Annotated in this window: 19 protein-coding genes; 10 read left to right on the top strand and 9 right to left on the bottom strand. The window is 36.3% G+C overall.

What is annotated here, in order from left to right; genetic code table 11:
* Positions 1 to 270: 270 nt before the first annotated feature.
* Positions 271 to 984: a DNA alkylation repair protein gene (locus AC3WVZ_RS23540; RefSeq protein WP_000553305.1), complete on the bottom strand. Its 714-nt coding sequence runs from the start codon at positions 982 to 984 to the stop codon at positions 271 to 273.
* 117 nt (positions 985 to 1,101) lie between these two features.
* Between AC3WVZ_RS23540 and AC3WVZ_RS23535 the strand changes: the two genes are divergently transcribed.
* On the top strand, positions 1,102 to 1,569 hold the full coding sequence (locus AC3WVZ_RS23535; RefSeq protein ID WP_000390061.1) for a hypothetical protein: 468 nt from the start codon (positions 1,102 to 1,104) through the stop codon (positions 1,567 to 1,569).
* A 79-nt stretch (positions 1,570 to 1,648) separates the two neighbouring features.
* On the opposite strand, the gene AC3WVZ_RS23530 is transcribed toward AC3WVZ_RS23535, so the two are convergent.
* Positions 1,649 to 2,974, bottom strand: coding sequence for an ArsB/NhaD family transporter (locus tag AC3WVZ_RS23530; protein WP_000545209.1), 1,326 nt, complete (start codon positions 2,972 to 2,974; stop codon positions 1,649 to 1,651).
* A 289-nt stretch (positions 2,975 to 3,263) separates the two neighbouring features.
* Here AC3WVZ_RS23530 and kapD point away from each other — a divergent pair, with 289 nt between their 5' ends.
* A complete protein-coding gene (gene kapD, locus AC3WVZ_RS23525) occupies positions 3,264 to 3,887 on the top strand; it encodes a 3'-5' exonuclease KapD (RefSeq protein WP_000344356.1) in 624 nt (207 codons plus the stop codon).
* 40 nt (positions 3,888 to 3,927) lie between these two features.
* Here kapD and kapB read toward each other — a convergent pair whose 3' ends face one another.
* Complete coding sequence (kapB, locus tag AC3WVZ_RS23520; RefSeq protein ID WP_001209350.1) at positions 3,928 to 4,311, bottom strand: kinase-associated lipoprotein KapB; 384 nt, start codon at positions 4,309 to 4,311, stop codon at positions 3,928 to 3,930.
* A gap of 164 nt (positions 4,312 to 4,475) precedes the next feature.
* Here kapB and AC3WVZ_RS23515 point away from each other — a divergent pair, with 164 nt between their 5' ends.
* Both AC3WVZ_RS23515 and sodC read left to right on the top strand, forming a co-directional pair.
* Entirely contained in the window at positions 4,476 to 4,652 is a 177-nt protein-coding gene (locus AC3WVZ_RS23515; RefSeq protein ID WP_000982757.1) for a hypothetical protein, read from the top strand.
* 68 nt (positions 4,653 to 4,720) lie between these two features.
* Positions 4,721 to 5,260 carry a superoxide dismutase [Cu-Zn] gene (sodC, locus tag AC3WVZ_RS23510; protein ID WP_233935471.1) on the top strand — a complete coding sequence of 180 codons (540 nt, stop codon included), beginning with the start codon at positions 4,721 to 4,723 and terminating at the stop codon, positions 5,258 to 5,260.
* 200 nt (positions 5,261 to 5,460) lie between these two features.
* Here the strand turns inward: sodC and AC3WVZ_RS23505 are convergent, their stop codons facing one another.
* Positions 5,461 to 6,612 (bottom strand): MalY/PatB family protein, encoded by a 1,152-nt coding sequence (locus tag AC3WVZ_RS23505; RefSeq protein WP_100654990.1) that lies wholly within the window; start codon positions 6,610 to 6,612, stop codon positions 5,461 to 5,463.
* 117 nt (positions 6,613 to 6,729) lie between these two features.
* Here AC3WVZ_RS23505 and AC3WVZ_RS23500 point away from each other — a divergent pair, with 117 nt between their 5' ends.
* Positions 6,730 to 6,981 (top strand): YugE family protein, encoded by a 252-nt coding sequence (locus tag AC3WVZ_RS23500; protein ID WP_000537641.1) that lies wholly within the window; start codon positions 6,730 to 6,732, stop codon positions 6,979 to 6,981.
* Positions 6,982 to 7,011: 30 nt separating this feature from the next.
* Here the strand turns inward: AC3WVZ_RS23500 and AC3WVZ_RS23495 are convergent, their stop codons facing one another.
* Together AC3WVZ_RS23495 and AC3WVZ_RS23490 are read right to left on the bottom strand one after the other, a co-directional pair.
* Complete coding sequence (locus tag AC3WVZ_RS23495) at positions 7,012 to 7,851, bottom strand: alpha/beta fold hydrolase (protein WP_001015861.1); 840 nt, start codon at positions 7,849 to 7,851, stop codon at positions 7,012 to 7,014.
* Between the two features lie 109 nt (positions 7,852 to 7,960).
* Complete coding sequence (locus tag AC3WVZ_RS23490) at positions 7,961 to 8,953, bottom strand: 2-hydroxyacid dehydrogenase (RefSeq protein ID WP_063220136.1); 993 nt, start codon at positions 8,951 to 8,953, stop codon at positions 7,961 to 7,963.
* A 118-nt stretch (positions 8,954 to 9,071) separates the two neighbouring features.
* Here AC3WVZ_RS23490 and AC3WVZ_RS23485 point away from each other — a divergent pair, with 118 nt between their 5' ends.
* The 3 genes from AC3WVZ_RS23485 (at position 9,072) to yugI (ending at position 11,354) form a co-directional block, all read left to right on the top strand.
* Positions 9,072 to 9,569 carry an Lrp/AsnC family transcriptional regulator gene (locus AC3WVZ_RS23485; RefSeq protein WP_000255696.1) on the top strand — a complete coding sequence of 166 codons (498 nt, stop codon included), beginning with the start codon at positions 9,072 to 9,074 and terminating at the stop codon, positions 9,567 to 9,569.
* Positions 9,566 to 10,756, top strand: coding sequence for an aminotransferase (locus AC3WVZ_RS23480; protein WP_233935470.1), 1,191 nt, complete (start codon positions 9,566 to 9,568; stop codon positions 10,754 to 10,756). Before AC3WVZ_RS23485 ends, AC3WVZ_RS23480 begins: the two co-directional genes overlap by 4 nt.
* Positions 10,757 to 11,009: 253 nt before the next feature.
* On the top strand, positions 11,010 to 11,354 hold the full coding sequence (yugI, locus tag AC3WVZ_RS23475) for a S1 domain-containing post-transcriptional regulator GSP13 (protein WP_000003764.1): 345 nt from the start codon (positions 11,010 to 11,012) through the stop codon (positions 11,352 to 11,354).
* Positions 11,355 to 11,463: 109 nt separating this feature from the next.
* Here yugI and AC3WVZ_RS23470 read toward each other — a convergent pair whose 3' ends face one another.
* Positions 11,464 to 11,697, bottom strand: coding sequence for a DUF378 domain-containing protein (locus tag AC3WVZ_RS23470; RefSeq protein WP_000105788.1), 234 nt, complete (start codon positions 11,695 to 11,697; stop codon positions 11,464 to 11,466).
* Positions 11,698 to 11,971: 274 nt separating this feature from the next.
* Between AC3WVZ_RS23470 and AC3WVZ_RS23465 the strand changes: the two genes are divergently transcribed.
* Together AC3WVZ_RS23465 and AC3WVZ_RS23460 are read left to right on the top strand one after the other, a co-directional pair.
* The gene (locus AC3WVZ_RS23465; RefSeq protein WP_000103654.1) at positions 11,972 to 13,324 is read left to right on the top strand and encodes a glucose-6-phosphate isomerase; all 1,353 of its coding nucleotides are present in this window, start codon (positions 11,972 to 11,974) and stop codon (positions 13,322 to 13,324) included.
* A gap of 107 nt (positions 13,325 to 13,431) precedes the next feature.
* Positions 13,432 to 13,845: a YugN-like family protein gene (locus AC3WVZ_RS23460; RefSeq protein ID WP_224200807.1), complete on the top strand. Its 414-nt coding sequence runs from the start codon at positions 13,432 to 13,434 to the stop codon at positions 13,843 to 13,845.
* Here the strand turns inward: AC3WVZ_RS23460 and AC3WVZ_RS23455 are convergent.
* Positions 13,832 to 14,827 carry a potassium channel family protein gene (locus AC3WVZ_RS23455; protein WP_000842320.1) on the bottom strand — a complete coding sequence of 332 codons (996 nt, stop codon included), beginning with the start codon at positions 14,825 to 14,827 and terminating at the stop codon, positions 13,832 to 13,834. The genes AC3WVZ_RS23460 and AC3WVZ_RS23455 overlap by 14 nt on opposite strands.
* A gap of 92 nt (positions 14,828 to 14,919) precedes the next feature.
* On the bottom strand, positions 14,920 to 15,600 hold the full coding sequence (locus AC3WVZ_RS23450; RefSeq protein WP_233935469.1) for an MgtC/SapB family protein: 681 nt from the start codon (positions 15,598 to 15,600) through the stop codon (positions 14,920 to 14,922).
* Between the last annotated feature and the right edge of the window lie 153 nt (positions 15,601 to 15,753).

Here is a 15,753-nt window from a genome sequence, read left to right as displayed (position 1 = left end):
AAAAAGAACATAAAAAAACGCTCATCCCAAGGCTTATTTGCCTAGGGACGAGCGTTTGCCCGCGGTTCCACCCTAGTTGATACACAAAAGGTGCATCCACTTTATCATGTATTGCTCGGGACTGCCGTTTCCTTGCGGCTTCAGGCTTTCACTATCCCTGAATCGCTTTTTATGCAAGTACTTATAAGTCCGTCATCGCTACTTATATTAATAATAATGAACATATTCTAACACGTTCTTTTTTAAATCTCAATAGAGGAACGCGTCTATCTATGATAGAGTCTCGCCTATTTTTTCATTATTTATTCCGTAATTTTGCTTAATATGCTTAATTGCTTCACGCTTACTTAATGGAGCGAGCTCATTGTTTTGAACGTATTCCCAAACTACATCCGGATTTGTTTTTGCATATTCACGAAGGACCCAGCCAATCGCTTTTTGAATGAAAAATTCTTTTGAAGAATGTAGTTGTCCAATAATCCAGAAAAGAAGTTCTTCATCCATCTTTTGTTTATATTTTAGTTGGAATAAAATAGCGGCACGTTGTAACCATATGTTATCTGATGCAATCCATTTTGGAATATAGGCAGAAATTAATTCTGGATGTTTTAAAAAGATATCGCCTAAAAATGTAGGGACGATGCTATCGACAGAGTCCCACCAAGATTTTGTGACAATCAGTTCTTCTAAGAAGGGGATATGAGTTTCGTTTATATGCTTTTTATATTTTTGCATAATATCAAGTGCGGCCGCTTGGAATTCACGTTCTGGTAAGTCCCAAAGCTCACGTATGATAATTTGGAAGTCTTTTTGATCTGGGAGAGTATGTATTTGAATGATGTCTTTTAATAATTGGCGTCTTTCCGGTGTTTGAATACCTAGAAATAGGAAGTGATTTTTCATATAACGAGCCATAGGTTCTGCTTTTTCAGGATTTTGATGAGCTGTGAAATGCTCTTGTAATGCTTTTACAAATGGATGCATAAGTGTTGCTCCTCTCTTATTCTCTTTCTTCTCTTATTATACAAAGAGTTTGGATAAATTTTAAAACATAACTTGCAATGTAATGAAATATGTTGAAAGTAGAGAGGAGAGGATAAGATGGAGGATCAAGGCGTATTAGCAGGTTTCTTTGCTCTTAGTTTTGCGTTTATTCTTGTTATATTGATTTGGGCAATTATTTCATATTTGTTAACGGCTTTTGCACTTTATTCGATGGCGAAAAATGATGGTGCAACGGACGGGGTGCTTGCGTTTATTCCGTTTTTGAATAGTAAGACATGGGGTGACTTAGCGAAAGATAAATTACCAGATTTTTTGAAAGAAGAAGCAGGGTGGAAAGTATTCGGTATATACGTTGCATGTTTTATTTTTAATTTCGTACCAATTATAAGTTTACTAGCAACAGCTGTATCGATTGTATTGTCCATTTATCTTATCTACGCTATTTTAGACAGATACGGAACGAACTCTATATTATTTACGATTATTCATGTAATCACATTTTCAGTGTTCTTACCGATTCATTTATTTATCATTCGAAATGAACCGGTGAGATATAAAGAGTAGATTTTTCTTTTTTGTTGATAAGTCGATATATTTTAGATATAAGTAAAAAAGCGCCCTGATTATCAGAGCGCTTTTTTTACTACATAAGATAGCGTAAATAAATATAAATGTGAGAAATGATTAATGAAACGATCATAATTGGGAAACCGACTTTTAGGAAGTCCATGTAACTAAATTTATGTCCTTCGCGGCTCGCGATACCTGCAACGATTACGTTAGCAGAAGCTCCGATTAATGTTCCGTTTCCGCCCAGACAAGCACCTAGTGCTAATGCCCACCATAATACATCGATTTGTGCGTCAGATGGTGATAAGCCTAGCCCAACTGCCATATCGTTAATAAGTGGAATCATTGTTGCAACGAATGGGATGTTATCAATTGTTGCAGAGGCGATACCAGATACCCATAAGATAAGGATGGATGCGTAAGAAATATCTCCGCCTGTTATACCAATTACTTTTTGAGCTAACATTTTGATAAGACCGATATCGATAAGTCCTCCAACAAGTACGAATAGCCCTGCGAAGAAGAAGATTGTTACCCACTCTACACTTGCGAATACCTCTTCAATTTCATGTTCTTTCACACCAATTAACATAAGTACAGTAGCACCAGTTAAGGCGATAATAGCGGCATCAATATGGAAAATAGAATGAGTCATGAAACCTACAATTGTAAGTCCAAGTACCGTTAAAGATTTTTTCATTAATACTGGATCTTTAATGTATTGTTTTTCATCTAAGCTCATTAATTTTTTAACTTGTACAGGATCGGCAATTAATTGTTTACGGTACATGAAGTAAAGTATTGTTGCTGTAACTGCAATAATAATAATTACGATTGGTGCTAGATTTAATAGGAAAGCATTGAAGTCTAAATGCTTATTTGCAGAACCAATCATAATGTTAGGTGGATCACCAATTAATGTTGCTGTTCCTCCAATATTTGAAAAAATAATTTCAGAAAGTAAATAAGGAACAGGATTTACTTGCAGTATGCGCGTAATAGATAAAGTAACTGGAACAACAAGAAGTACAGTTGTAACGTTATCTAAAAATGCGGAGCCAAGCGCGGTAAGTAGGGAAAGGGAAATTAAAATTTTAATTGGATTTCCTTGTGCCCCTTTTGCTGCTTTAATGGCAACGTATTGGAAAACACCTGATTTACTCGTAATGTTCACCAAAATCATCATACCGATGAGTAGCGTAATCGTTCCCCATTCAATATGTTTCGTAAAGGCGTTATGTAAATCGACGACCCCCACAATTACCATGAATGCTGCACCGAGAAGTGCGATGACAGCGCGATTAATTTTTTCAGAAATAATAATGGCATATGTAATTAAAAAGACTGCGATAGCAAAATAATACTGCCAGTTAGCGAGTTCTTGCGTTGTTTCGTGCAAAAATCTCATCTCCTTTCATTCATTTTTCTTAGTGTGTCAAATATTAACTAGATGAAACACACATAACGTCATTATAAAGTAGAAAAACTGCGGATGTAAATGAAAGGAGAGATTTTGTCATATTTTCTGCATAGGTCATTTTTTCTTATTTTTTAAAATATTTGTGGGCATTTGACATATATATAAGATACATCCAATCTGAATATTTAAAATGGAATTAGCATTCGAGCTTGTTCGTGTAGGAGTTTCAAATAGAAAGGAATGACAAAAATGATAAGGAAGGGATCGTATGGATGAACAACGATTTTTATTTTTAGACTTTGAGTTTACGATGCCCCAGCATAGAAAGAAACCGAAAGGATTTTTTCCAGAGATTATTGAGGTAGGACTCGTTTCAGTTGCTGGCTGTAAGGTAGAAGATACGTATTCATCACATGTCAGGCCGAAAACATTTCCTTCTTTAACGGATCGATGTAAGAAGTTTTTAGGAATAAAACAAGAAGTCGTGGATAAAGGGATTTCATTTCCTGAACTCGTTAAGAAGCTTGCAGAATACGAAACGAAATGTAAACCGACAATTGTAACGTGGGGAAATATGGATATGAAAGTGCTGAAACATAATTGTGAAATGGCAGGGATAGCTTTTCCATTCTTCGGACAGTGTCGTGATTTATCGCTTGAGTATAAGAAGTTTTTTGGAGAAAGAAATCAAACAGGATTATGGAAAGCAATTGAGGCGTATGGAAAAGTAGGGACAGGGAAGCATCATTGTGCGCTTGATGATGCGATGACGACGTACAATATTTTTAAACTAGTAGAAAAAGATAAAGAGTATTTAGTAAAGCCAGCACCTCCAACATTAGGAGAACTTGTTGATTTTTCAAAAGTGTTAAAGAAAGTGAGCACACAGTAACGACCAAATTGCACATTATGTAATTTGGTCGTTTTGTTTTTTAGAGTTTGTAGTCTTTCTTTAACTGTTGTAATGTTTCTAGACTACGCTCTGCAAAAGGTGAATCATCTTCAGAAAATGAATTCATTTGAGTTTCTAATGCTAATTTTAGTGACTCGGTATAATCCGGAATTTCTCCTTCATATTTTTTCACCATTTGCTCTGGAATGTTCGTCTGTTCACGGAAAGCTAAAGCGCGTCTTTCATGGAAAAATGGTACGTTAGCTTGTTTTACGTTATGTAAGTCACCTTGCACCGGATGTTTTAAAACAGCTAATACTTTTACGACGTAACTGCCAGGGCGGCTATTTGTAACTTCGCCGATGTATTTTCCTGTTTTATAAATACCAGTAACGATTTCGCCAATTTCAAATGTTTCTCTCATATTTTTCACCTCAAGTTTATAGTAAGGAAAGTAGGAGAAGGAGTCAAAGAAATCATTTGCTTTCAGAACGCCCCTTGAGAATATGGATAGGTTCCACTATAATTTAAAATGATATAACAGAAAATTCTGATGTTTTATAAATCCTATAATAAGGAGTGTTCTATATGATGCCTTTATATTTTCCGGAAGATAAAACAGAATATATTATTCCAGGGATTGTTTGCGTTCTATTTATTATCGGTGCTATTGCCACGTGGCGTATGTTTATTCGTGTATCAAAAAGAGAAGCAGAGCGATTGCAGAAAGTTGAAGAAAAACTATTAGCTGAAAAGAAACAGTAATGCATTTTTGTATGTTTCCCTCTATGCTCGGACAATCTAAGGGCAGAATATATTTTGGAGGGAATAAAATGAAGAAACGGCTTTTTTTCAGTTGTTGTTTATTATTTCTGATGGCAGGTTGTGACCAAGGAAAGCCGAAAGAAATTGAAGTGAAATTACATAATGCTTCAGGAGATGAAGTAGGGACTGCGAAAGTAGTGCAGCAAACAAGTGGCGTGAAAATTACGATTAAAGGAGAAGGTTTCACGCCAGGACCACACGGACTACATGTACATGAAATTGGAGAGTGTAAGGCACCTCGTTTTGAATCATCCGGGAATCATTTTAATCCTGATGATAAAAAACATGGTCTTCTTAATCCGAAGGGTGCAGAAAACGGTGATTTACCGAACGTAGTTGCAGATGGTTCTGGAAAGATTAAAGCGGAAATCGGTGCACCTCACATCACACTTGAAGAAGGAAAAACGACGATTCATAGAAAAGATGGAGCGTCTATTATTATTACAGAAAACCCTGATGATGGTATGACTCAACCGACAGGTAAATCAGGGGATCGAATTGCTTGTGGCGTAATTGTAAAAAAAGCATCGGATATGAAGAAAAAGTAAAAGCTACCGTGAATGGTAGCTTTCTTTGTGAAATGTAATTGAAAATATATCAGCGATTATTGGAATATATCGACTGTAACTCAAATTATATCGGCGATTATTGGAATATATCGACCGTAACTTGAAATATATCGACTTACCGACAAAATATTACAAAGGAGTCTGTCCAAGAATGATTAGGGGGACAGACTCCTTTCTTATTATGAAAACGTATGACGCAGTCTGTTTAAAATTTCTTCTAAAACAGATCGTGGACAGCCGATATTAATTCGAATATGTTCTTCGCCACCTAACCCATATTTCTCACCAGGTTCAACAATGATTTTTCCTTTTTCCTCAAGTAATGCAGTACGCTCGTTTTGAGAAAGCTTTAGACGAGAACAATCAATCCATAATAAAAAGCTACCTTCTGGCTTCGTTACGGAAAGAGCAGGTATGTGAGTTTTAATATATTCACAAGCAAATTGAGCATTATCTTCTATATATAATCGAATTTCGTTTAGCCAATCATTACATTCTGTATAGGCACTTTGCATCGCTGTATAAGCGAAGATATTTAATCCGTGGAAGCCTTGTCTATATTGGATAGATGTAAAGGCTTGACGGAGTTTTTCATTTGGAATGATAATAATCGATGCTTGTAATCCAGCGATATTAAATGTTTTACTTGGAGCCATACAAGTAATCGTGCGAGCTGCTAATTCTTCAGATAAAGAAGCGAACGGTGTATGTCTATGATCTGCGTAAATAATATCGGAATGAATTTCATCCGCCACAACGATTACGTTATATTTAGTACATAACGATCCGAGCTGCACAAGTTCCTCTTTCGTCCAAACGCGCCCGATTGGGTTATGAGGGCTACAAAGAAGCATGAGTTTGATGCCTTGCTGAAACTGCTTTTCTAAATGCTTGAAGTCTATCACATATGTATCATTTTGTTTCTGTAATGGACTCACGTATAACTGTCTGTTGTTTGTTGTGACCATTTCGAAAAATGGAGGATAAATAGGTGGTTGTACGAGAACGGATTCGTTTTCTTTTGTGAAAGCCTGTATGCTCGTACTAAGAGCTGGAACGATTCCGGCGCTAAAGACAATCCATTCTTTTTGAATATCCCAATCGTATTGTTGTTTTGTCCAGTTACAAATAATATTCCCAATATTTTCGGGAGGAAGTGTATAGCCAAAAATCGGATGTTCGATTCGTTGTTTTAAGGCAGTTTGAATTGGTTTTGGTACTTCAAAATCCATATCAGCAATCCAAGCATGGATAAGTTCTTCGTTTTTATATGTATCCCATTTTATACTATGCGTTCCACGTCGATTGATTGCTTTATGAAATAGTTGCATAAGTTTGCTCCCTTCTTCTGTAAAACCAATAAGTTATGAAAGTTCTCTCTCTTCTTATAGAATAGCTGATGTGATAGGATAAAGAAAAGTATTAAAAAGTGAAAAGGCGGGAAGCGAATGGGTACATATGAAAAGATGATAGAGGTTGTGAAGAATTGGGATCCGTTTCAAATGGGACCGGAGTTTTATGAAACAGAAGCGAGCGATGTTGTGAACGTCATAAGTGTGTTTGACGATCCAAAATACATCGCAAAGAAGATTCAACATATATACTTTATGTCTTTTGAGGAAGTACCTGCGCTTGAAAAATGTGAGAAGTTAGCTGTGGAATTACTTGTAATAAAAGAAGGCGGAAGTTGTTCATTGTAGGCTGTCGGAATTTCCGACAGCCTTTTTATATTACTGCGCAGAAAAAGCCATAATTTCTTCATAAACATGTTCCGGTTTTTCTTCAGGTAGTAAATGTCCTGTGTTTTCGTAAGAAATAAATTTCGAATTCGGTAAATCTTTGTGTAGACGATGACCTACATGTACAGGGACGACGCGGTCTTTTTCACCCCAAATGAGTAGGATAGGTGTTTCGATTTTTTGTAATTCAGTTGAAGATAAGTCACCTTCACGGTCTCGTATCATGCGAGTTAAAGCGGGAAATATACGGTTGTCATAAAAAGGAGCGGAGTAACCTTTTTTCATTTCATCGTCAATTAATGAGTGATCATGAACGACATTCATTAAGTTATGAACAATGCCGCGCCGTATAATCCAGTTCTTTACGTATAAATGAAAGAACGGTAAATAAGAAGAGTATAGTAAAGGTAAGGTTGCGCGCGCTAAATAGCTCGAGCTACATAGTAAAATCGTCTTTGAAATGAGTTCAGGACGTATACGGTTTACATAGAGAGAAATTTGCCCACCCATAGAATGCCCAACTAATACAATGTTTGAGAGAGATAAATGTTCAATTAAATCAATAATAATCGTTGCTAAATTGTGATAAGAATACTTAAACAGATGAGACTTATCACTTTTTCCGAACGGTGGTAAATCAAGAGCAATGACTGTTCCTTCCTTCGCTAGTAAAGGAATGAGACGGCGGTAACTGAATGAGGAAGATAAAAAGCCGTGAACGAGTACGAAAGTAGGGCGTTCTGTTTTATTATCATGTTCATACAATTCGTAATGAACAGTAGTGCCGCGAGTGGAAAAAGTGAAATAAGGACAAGTATATTTATGATTCATTTTTTGTCACTCCATTGATTTTTGTTCATATCATCTCCAAGGAAGAAGAAAATATGTTAACAAAAAAAGGCAAGATGACGATGTCATCTTGCCTTTCGTTTATTCAGTATTACCCGCGCACAATATTAGGCGGTGTTTTTCCTTGTAATCCTGCAACTAAATTTTCAGCGGCGGTCATGGCCATTTGCTGACGAGTTTTTAATGTTGCAGATCCGATGTGCGGTAAAGTCACAACATTTTGTAATGATAAGAGTGGATTATCTTTTTGAATTGGCTCTTGTGTAAAAGTATCGATGCCTGCTGCAAAGATTTTCTTTTCTGTTAGAGCATGGATTAACGCTTCTTCATCTACTGTTTTCCCCCGAGAAGCATTAATGAAGATTGCTGTTTCTTTCATTAATGAAAATTCCTTTTCTCCGATAAGGTGATATGTTTCATCTGTTAATGGAGTAAGAAGAACAATAAAGTCAGACTGCTTCAGTAGCGTCTGTAAATCACAATATGTAGCATCGAATTTTTGTTCAGCTTCTTCTTTACGACGGCGGTTATAGTAAAGAACATTCATATCAAATCCGAATTTTGCTCGTTTTGCAACGGCTTCTCCAATTCGGCCCATACCGATAATACCAATTGTGCTATGGTGTACATCTAGTCCGAAGTGTTCTTTTCCGATTTCAGCGTTCCATTCACCATTTTTTACGTAAGAATCGAGTTCGCAAACGCGGCGCCCAGCTGATAGCATAAGGGCGAAAACGAGATCAGCTACTGTATCATCTAATACGTATGGTGTATTCGTTCCGATAACCTTTCGATTTTTCATCGCTTGTAAATCAAAATTATCGTAACCAACAGAAATGTTGCTCACTACTTTTAAGTTAGGAGCCACTGTCAGTAATTCTTCATTAATAGCAGATCCGAAATTTAATAACCCATCTTTATCTTGTATTTTCTCTAATAGAACATCACGAGGTACTTTCTCATTTTGCTCCCATTTTTCATAATCACAGTGTTCTGATAAATAGTTTTCTACAAATGTTGGAACTGGTTCAGCAATATAAATTTTTGGTTTCACGGTTCCATCCCCTTTCGCTTTATCACGCATTTTTCCGCTGATTAAAGTTTCACTTTATTTTGACATAATTCAATAGAAAAATCTTCTTTTCAAACTGGAAAGGGTATTTGTATAATTTAGACACAAACGAAAAGGAAGGATGATTTATATGGTGACAGAAAAAGAATTAGAATTATTAGCTTGTCTTGAAAAGAGTAGTCGATTATCTGTAGATACATTAGCGAAGCTGTTAAATATAGAAGTAGAAGAAGTAAAGAAGATGGTTGCGAGATTAGAAAATGAAAAGATTATTGTGGATTATGTAACACATATCGATTGGACGAAAGTGAAAGAACATACAGGTTTAACGGCAATGATCGATGTGAAAGTCACGCCAAAGCACGGCGTTGGGTTTGATGCGGTTGCTGAGCAAATTTATCGTTATTCAGAAGTGAAATCCGTTTATTTAATGTCAGGGACATATGATCTTTCTATTACATTAGAAGGTAAAACGATGGGGGAAGTAGCGATGTTTGTTTCTGAGAAATTAGCAACAATTGAATCTGTCGTTTCTACAACTACTCATTTCATTTTGAAGAAGTATAAACATGAGGGCGTTATTTATGAAAAAGACGATGATGATAAGCGAATTGTGGTGACACCATGAAGCAATTTGAACTATCTAGATCAGCAGAATCTTTAAAACCATCTGGTATTCGAAAATTTTTTGATTTAGCAGCAAATATGAAAGGTGTTATTTCCCTCGGGGTAGGAGAGCCGGATTTTGTTACCCCTTGGAATGTAAGGCAAGCATGTATTCGTTCTTTGGAACAAGGGTATACGTCATATACAGCAAATGCAGGATTATTGGAGCTCCGTCAAGAAATAGCAAAGTATCTAAAAAAACAATTTGCAGTATCTTATGATCCAAGTGATGAAATCATTGTCACAGTTGGAGCGAGCCAGGCGTTAGATGTAGCGATGCGTGCCATTATAAATCCTGATGATGAAGTGCTCATTGTTGAACCAAGCTTCGTTTCTTATGCACCACTTGTGACATTAGCTGGAGGAGTTCCGGTTCCTGTGGAGACTAAGCTAGAAAACGAGTTTAAAGTACAACCAGAACAAATTGAAGCAGCTATTACAGCGAAAACAAAGGCGATTTTGCTTTGTTCACCAAATAACCCGACAGGTGCAATGCTAAATAAATCCGAGCTTGAAGAAATAGCAGTGATTGTTGAGAAGTACAATCTAATTGTATTATCTGATGAAATTTATGCAGAGCTTGTATATGACGAAGCATATACAAGTTTCGCGAGTATTAAAAATATGCGCGAGCATACGATTTTAATTTCAGGATTTTCAAAAGGATTTGCGATGACAGGATGGCGTCTCGGTATGATTGCAGCTCCTGTTCAGTTTTCAGAATTGATGCTCAAAATTCACCAATATTCCATGATGTGTGCACCGACGATGTCTCAGTTCGCAGCACTTGAAGCGTTGCGTGCGGGGAATGATCAAGTAATTCGGATGAGAGATAGTTATAAGAAGCGTCGTAATTTTATGACGACATCTTTCAATGAAATGGGCTTAACGTGTCATGTGCCGGGCGGAGCATTTTATGTTTTCCCTTCTATATCTTCAACAGGATTATCTTCAGCGGAATTTGCAGAACAGTTATTGCTGGAAGAAAAAGTAGCTGTTGTCCCTGGTAGCGTATTTGGCGAAAGTGGTGAAGGGTTTATTCGTTGTTCTTATGCGACGTCGCTTGAACAACTTATGGAAGCAATGAAGAGAATGGAACGGTTTGTTGAAAATAAAAAAAGGACAAAACGTAATACGTTTTGTCCATAAAAGGGGGGGAATACTAGAAAGCCATGTGTTAGTAGTCTATCCCAATATTGGAGAATTATACTTCTTTAAGGGAAATTTTTCATGAATTTTGAATGAGTTCTGTCATAGTGGTATAATTTACTAATATAAGGTATGCGCATTCTAGATATTGTTATCTAGAATGCGTACTAACCAATCGGATATTTAAAATAAATATATCTGCTTTGCTCTCTATAATTGTAGAGAGAATGGTAAACGTATGGGAGTGTTTCATATGTCAGAACAATATACAACAGGAGTGGTTGTAACAGGGAAAGTGACTGGAATTCAAGATTACGGTGCGTTTGTAGCGTTAGATGCAGAAACACAAGGACTTGTGCATATATCTGAAATTACAAATGGATATGTAAAGGATATTCATGACTTTTTAAAGGTCGGCGATACAGTAGAAGTAAAGGTACTTTCAATTGATGAAGAGCACAGAAAAATGAGTTTATCGTTAAAAGCGGCGAAAAGAAAACAAGGAAGGATTCTTATACCGAACCCATCTGAAAACGGATTTAATACGCTGCGAGAAAAGTTGGCAGAATGGATTGAAGAGTCCGAGTTAACAAAGTAAAAGAGGAACGCATATGAGCGTTCCTCTTTTACTTTATCTTATGATATATATTTGCAAATATGATTGCATGCAATCATATTCGTATGTCGGAGGTGAAAGGACATACTGATTATCGAATTTCGTTTGTTTCTGGGTGCGTACCAAGATTTTCAGATGGTTTAAACAGTAAACCAAGGTTGATAAGCCCAGATATACCAACGATGCCGTAAATAATACGTGCAAGAGCTGAATTTTGTCCACCGAAAATGGCTGCTACTAAGTCAAACTGGAAAAACCCGATTAGTCCCCAGTTCACAGCGCCAATTACAGTAAAGACTAATGCGATACGTTGCAAAGTACTCATGAAAAAGCCCCCCTTAATTGTGAAGCATGAGCAAGCGATGAGTTAATTAACTCTTTTATAGAATGGGGTAGTTATGTTGTTTTTATACATAAAAAATGTTTAGAAAAGGATGTATATACATCTATACCGAAAAATACGAATTTTTATGCAAAAAATGAACTTTTTCTAAAAAATATATATTGGTTACGTTTACAATTGCCTAATCGCTTGATTTACAACTTCAGTTTCGCTAAAGTGAATACAGAAATACATATCCATAATTGGAGGGAAAAAGATGAGTACACATGTAACGTTCGACTATTCTAAAGCGTTATCCTTCATCGGTGAACATGAAATCACTTATTTACGTGATGCAGTGAAAGTAACACATCACGCAATCCACGAAAAAACTGGAGCTGGGAACGATTTCCTTGGGTGGGTAGACCTTCCGCTTCAATATGACAAAGAAGAATTCGCTCGCATTCAAAAATGCGCAGAAAAAATTAAAAATGACTCTGACATTTTACTTGTTGTAGGTATTGGTGGTTCTTACCTAGGAGCACGCGCAGCAATCGAAATGTTAAACCATTCTTTCTACAACACGCTTTCTAAAGAACAACGTAAAACTCCACAAGTGCTATTTGTTGGACAAAACATTAGCTCCACTTATATGAAAGATTTAATGGACGTATTAGAAGGTAAAGACTTCTCTATTAACGTTATTTCCAAATCAGGTACAACAACAGAGCCAGCGCTAGCATTCCGTATCTTCCGTAAGTTATTAGAAGAAAAGTATGGAAAAGAAGAAGCTCGCAAACGTATTTATGCAACTACAGATAAAGCGCGTGGTGCATTAAAAACATTAGCTGATAACGAAGGTTACGAAACATTTGTTATTCCAGATGATGTTGGAGGTCGTTTCTCTGTATTAACGCCAGTTGGTTTATTACCAATCGCAGTAAGTGGCTTAAATATTGAAGAGATGATGAAAGGTGCAGCTGCTGGTCATGATGACTTCGGAACATCAGAACTAGAAGAAAATCCAGCTTACCAATACGCAGTAGTTCGTAACGCTTTATACAATAAAGGAAAAACAATTGAAATGCTTGTTAACTATGAGCCAGCACTTCAATACTTCGCTGAGTGGTGGAAACAGTTATTTGGTGAAAGTGAAGGAAAAGATCAAAAAGGTATTTTCCCATCTTCAGCAAACTTCTCAACTGATTTACACTCATTAGGTCAATACGTTCAAGAAGGGCGTCGTGACTTATTTGAAACAGTTCTTAAAGTAGGTAAATCTACACATGAACTAACAATCGAATCAGAAGAAAACGATTTAGACGGATTAAACTACCTTGCTGGTGAAACTGTAGACTTCGTAAACACAAAAGCATACGAAGGTACATTACTTGCACATAGCGACGGGGGAGTACCAAACTTAATCGTAAATATTCCTGAATTAAATGAGTACACATTCGGTTACCTTGTATACTTCTTCGAAAAAGCATGTGCGATGAGCGGCTACTTATTAGGCGTGAATCCATTTGACCAACCTGGAGTAGAAGCATACAAGAAAAACATGTTTGCTTTACTTGGTAAACCAGGATTTGAAGAATTAAAAGCAGAATTAGAAGAGCGTTTAAAATAATAAAAAGCGACCGGATTCCGGTCGCTTTTTATTATTTTATCGAAAAGTCCATCAGTATATTCAAACTAAAGTGGGTATGCTAAAGGAAAAGTCTAGGAGGGATGGGCTTGATTCCGATTCAATCAAATTTAGAAGGACGTACATATGCGTTATATAAGTTAGAAGAGATTATGAAACCACTTGGATATAGCATTGGTGGTAATTGGGATTATGATAAAGGATGCTTCGATTACAAAATTGATGAAGAAGATGGGTATCAATTTTTACGAGTTCCATTTACAGCCATTGATGGAGAACTAGATGTACCAGGCGTAATAGTTCGTCTTGGAACGCCGTATATTCTTTCGCACGTATATCAAGACGAACTAGATGATAATGTGAATACTTTAACAGCTGGAACGAGTGGAATGGATCAATTTGCTGAGCCGAAAGATCCAGATGGAGATGTGAAAAGAAAATATATCAATATTGGGAAAGTGCTCATGCAAGAACTAGAAAAACATTTTACTAATGGTGAATAACAATGAGTATGTCGCTTTCAATGAGAACAAAGGAATGAACTGGATTAATCATATATTGTTCGTCGCGCTTTATACCTAGTAAGAGAATGTTTTGCTTTAAAAGAGTATAGCTACAATTGGCAAAAGTTTGTCCGGTGCAGGACGATGGAAGCTCCATCAGTTGTAATTTATTATCAGAGATTTCGTCGTAAAGTGAAAATAGTACACCTGAAATGGAAGGGAATAAAAGAGAAGCGGTAAATACATAGCTCGTTAATTTATTTCCTTCTATAATTTCTGACACGCCAGCTCTCGTTGCATTTTGTATTTGTTCAGAAGTAAGAAGTTCAGCGATGCAGTGAATGTTTGGGTTGAGCCCTTTTGCAGTTAAAATATTTAAAATGGACTGTGTATCCGCTAAGCTTTCGTTTTTTTCTTTATCAGCTGTTATTAATATGGTGTGTGCCGTTGCAATATTGGCCTTTAATAAAGTTTGATCGTGATGCGGACAACCTTTTATAAATTCTAAATGATGAAATGGTTTTGGGAGTAAAGAAAGTGTTTCATCAATTAAAACGATATCAAGGTTTGGTTGTAATACGTGCATTTGCTTTACAACATGTTTTGCGCGCTCATTCCAGCCAACGATAATCATATGACCGTTAGAAGTAGCGGCTTCTTCACCTTTAATTTTCATATATTGTTTATTAATCATTTCAGTAGCAAACAGCACCATATAATAAGAACAAAAGCCAGTTCCTAATAAAATAATACTTATACCTATTAGTTTTCCTATCGTCGTATGGGGAGCAAAGTCTCCATATCCAACTGTAAAAATGGTAACGATTGACCACCAAATTCCGTCAAACCATGTAGTGAAATGAAAAGGTTCTAATCTATGTATAAGAAAACCGGAAAAAGCAGTCAGTACAATAATAAAACAAATTAAACGAAAAATAATGGAATCACGAAATGTATCTACTAAATTCGGACGGGATTTCAATTGCCTATTCCTCCTTACTTTGTAGGACTACATTCATTGTTGCCATTATAGAAAAAAGAAAAACTCTCTAATTAAAGAGAGTTTGTTTTACGTTACATACTTTCCACTTCAGTTTGTTGGACACTTTCAAGATGCTGGAGAGCATAGTAAACATCAGCAGTATGTCTTTTTTGATCAATGGATAGTTTAAGATGTAAATAGTGAGAACCGTTTTCTAATGTTTTAAGCTTCATATTCTTAACTTTTATATCCATTTCTTTTATTTCTTCAATTACGATTGGGATATTGTCCATATTTCGTACAACAAGTTTCACAGCGATATCACGTTGACGAAATGATCTAGGGCCTACATATTTCATCGCGAGTGGTATAAGTTCGACACCAATCATAAGGAAACACATTCCGAATATCGCTTCAATATAGAATCCGGCCCCAACAGCAATACCAATACCAGAAGCACCCCAGATCATAGCGGCAGTCGTGAGCCCTGCAATGCTATCGTTACCTCTTCTTAAAATTACGCCAGCACCTAAAAAACCAATTCCTGATACAATTTGAGCGGCAAGTCGAAGTGGATCCATATTCATATGATCGGTATGTGGTAAGTTATAAGCTGCTTTAATAGAAACAATCGTTAGGAGGCAACTAATAATAGAAATAACTAAACACGTTTTTAAACCAAGTGGTTTCCGTTTTAATTCACGTTCTAAACCAATGGCAAATCCTAAAATAGCCGAGAGACCTAGTTTGATTAATAAATCGGTATAGTCCATATATATTCCTCCCTGTATGATATGCTATATGAATAAAACGCTTATTATAGAAAGAAACGTCTTTTGATAGAGTAACTTTATATAAAATATATGTAGGAATTGCTCATACATGAAAGAGATATTTCGTTTAAGTATATGATATAAAAAAAGAAA

The organism is Bacillus sp. CPT56D-587-MTF (assembly GCF_058792335.1).
Note: the sequence above shows the minus strand (reverse complement) of the source record. Positions and strands in the feature narration are given on the sequence as shown.

Coding starts and splice junctions, on each gene's coding strand:
- AC3WVZ_RS23540 (WP_000553305.1), bottom strand. CDS start 984: ATGCATCCATTTGTAAAAGCATTACAAGAGCATTTCACAGCTCATCAA.
- AC3WVZ_RS23535 (WP_000390061.1), top strand. CDS start 1,102: ATGGAGGATCAAGGCGTATTAGCAGGTTTCTTTGCTCTTAGTTTTGCG.
- kapD (WP_000344356.1), top strand. CDS start 3,264: ATGGATGAACAACGATTTTTATTTTTAGACTTTGAGTTTACGATGCCC.
- kapB (WP_001209350.1), bottom strand. CDS start 4,311: ATGAGAGAAACATTTGAAATTGGCGAAATCGTTACTGGTATTTATAAA.
- AC3WVZ_RS23515 (WP_000982757.1), top strand. CDS start 4,476: ATGATGCCTTTATATTTTCCGGAAGATAAAACAGAATATATTATTCCA.
- sodC (WP_233935471.1), top strand. CDS start 4,721: ATGAAGAAACGGCTTTTTTTCAGTTGTTGTTTATTATTTCTGATGGCA.
- AC3WVZ_RS23505 (WP_100654990.1), bottom strand. CDS start 6,612: ATGCAACTATTTCATAAAGCAATCAATCGACGTGGAACGCATAGTATA.
- AC3WVZ_RS23500 (WP_000537641.1), top strand. CDS start 6,730: ATGGGTACATATGAAAAGATGATAGAGGTTGTGAAGAATTGGGATCCG.
- AC3WVZ_RS23495 (WP_001015861.1), bottom strand. CDS start 7,851: ATGAATCATAAATATACTTGTCCTTATTTCACTTTTTCCACTCGCGGC.
- AC3WVZ_RS23490 (WP_063220136.1), bottom strand. CDS start 8,953: ATGCGTGATAAAGCGAAAGGGGATGGAACCGTGAAACCAAAAATTTAT.
- AC3WVZ_RS23485 (WP_000255696.1), top strand. CDS start 9,072: ATGGTGACAGAAAAAGAATTAGAATTATTAGCTTGTCTTGAAAAGAGT.
- AC3WVZ_RS23480 (WP_233935470.1), top strand. CDS start 9,566: ATGAAGCAATTTGAACTATCTAGATCAGCAGAATCTTTAAAACCATCT.
- yugI (WP_000003764.1), top strand. CDS start 11,010: ATGTCAGAACAATATACAACAGGAGTGGTTGTAACAGGGAAAGTGACT.
- AC3WVZ_RS23470 (WP_000105788.1), bottom strand. CDS start 11,697: ATGAGTACTTTGCAACGTATCGCATTAGTCTTTACTGTAATTGGCGCT.
- AC3WVZ_RS23465 (WP_000103654.1), top strand. CDS start 11,972: ATGAGTACACATGTAACGTTCGACTATTCTAAAGCGTTATCCTTCATC.
- AC3WVZ_RS23450 (WP_233935469.1), bottom strand. CDS start 15,600: ATGGACTATACCGATTTATTAATCAAACTAGGTCTCTCGGCTATTTTA.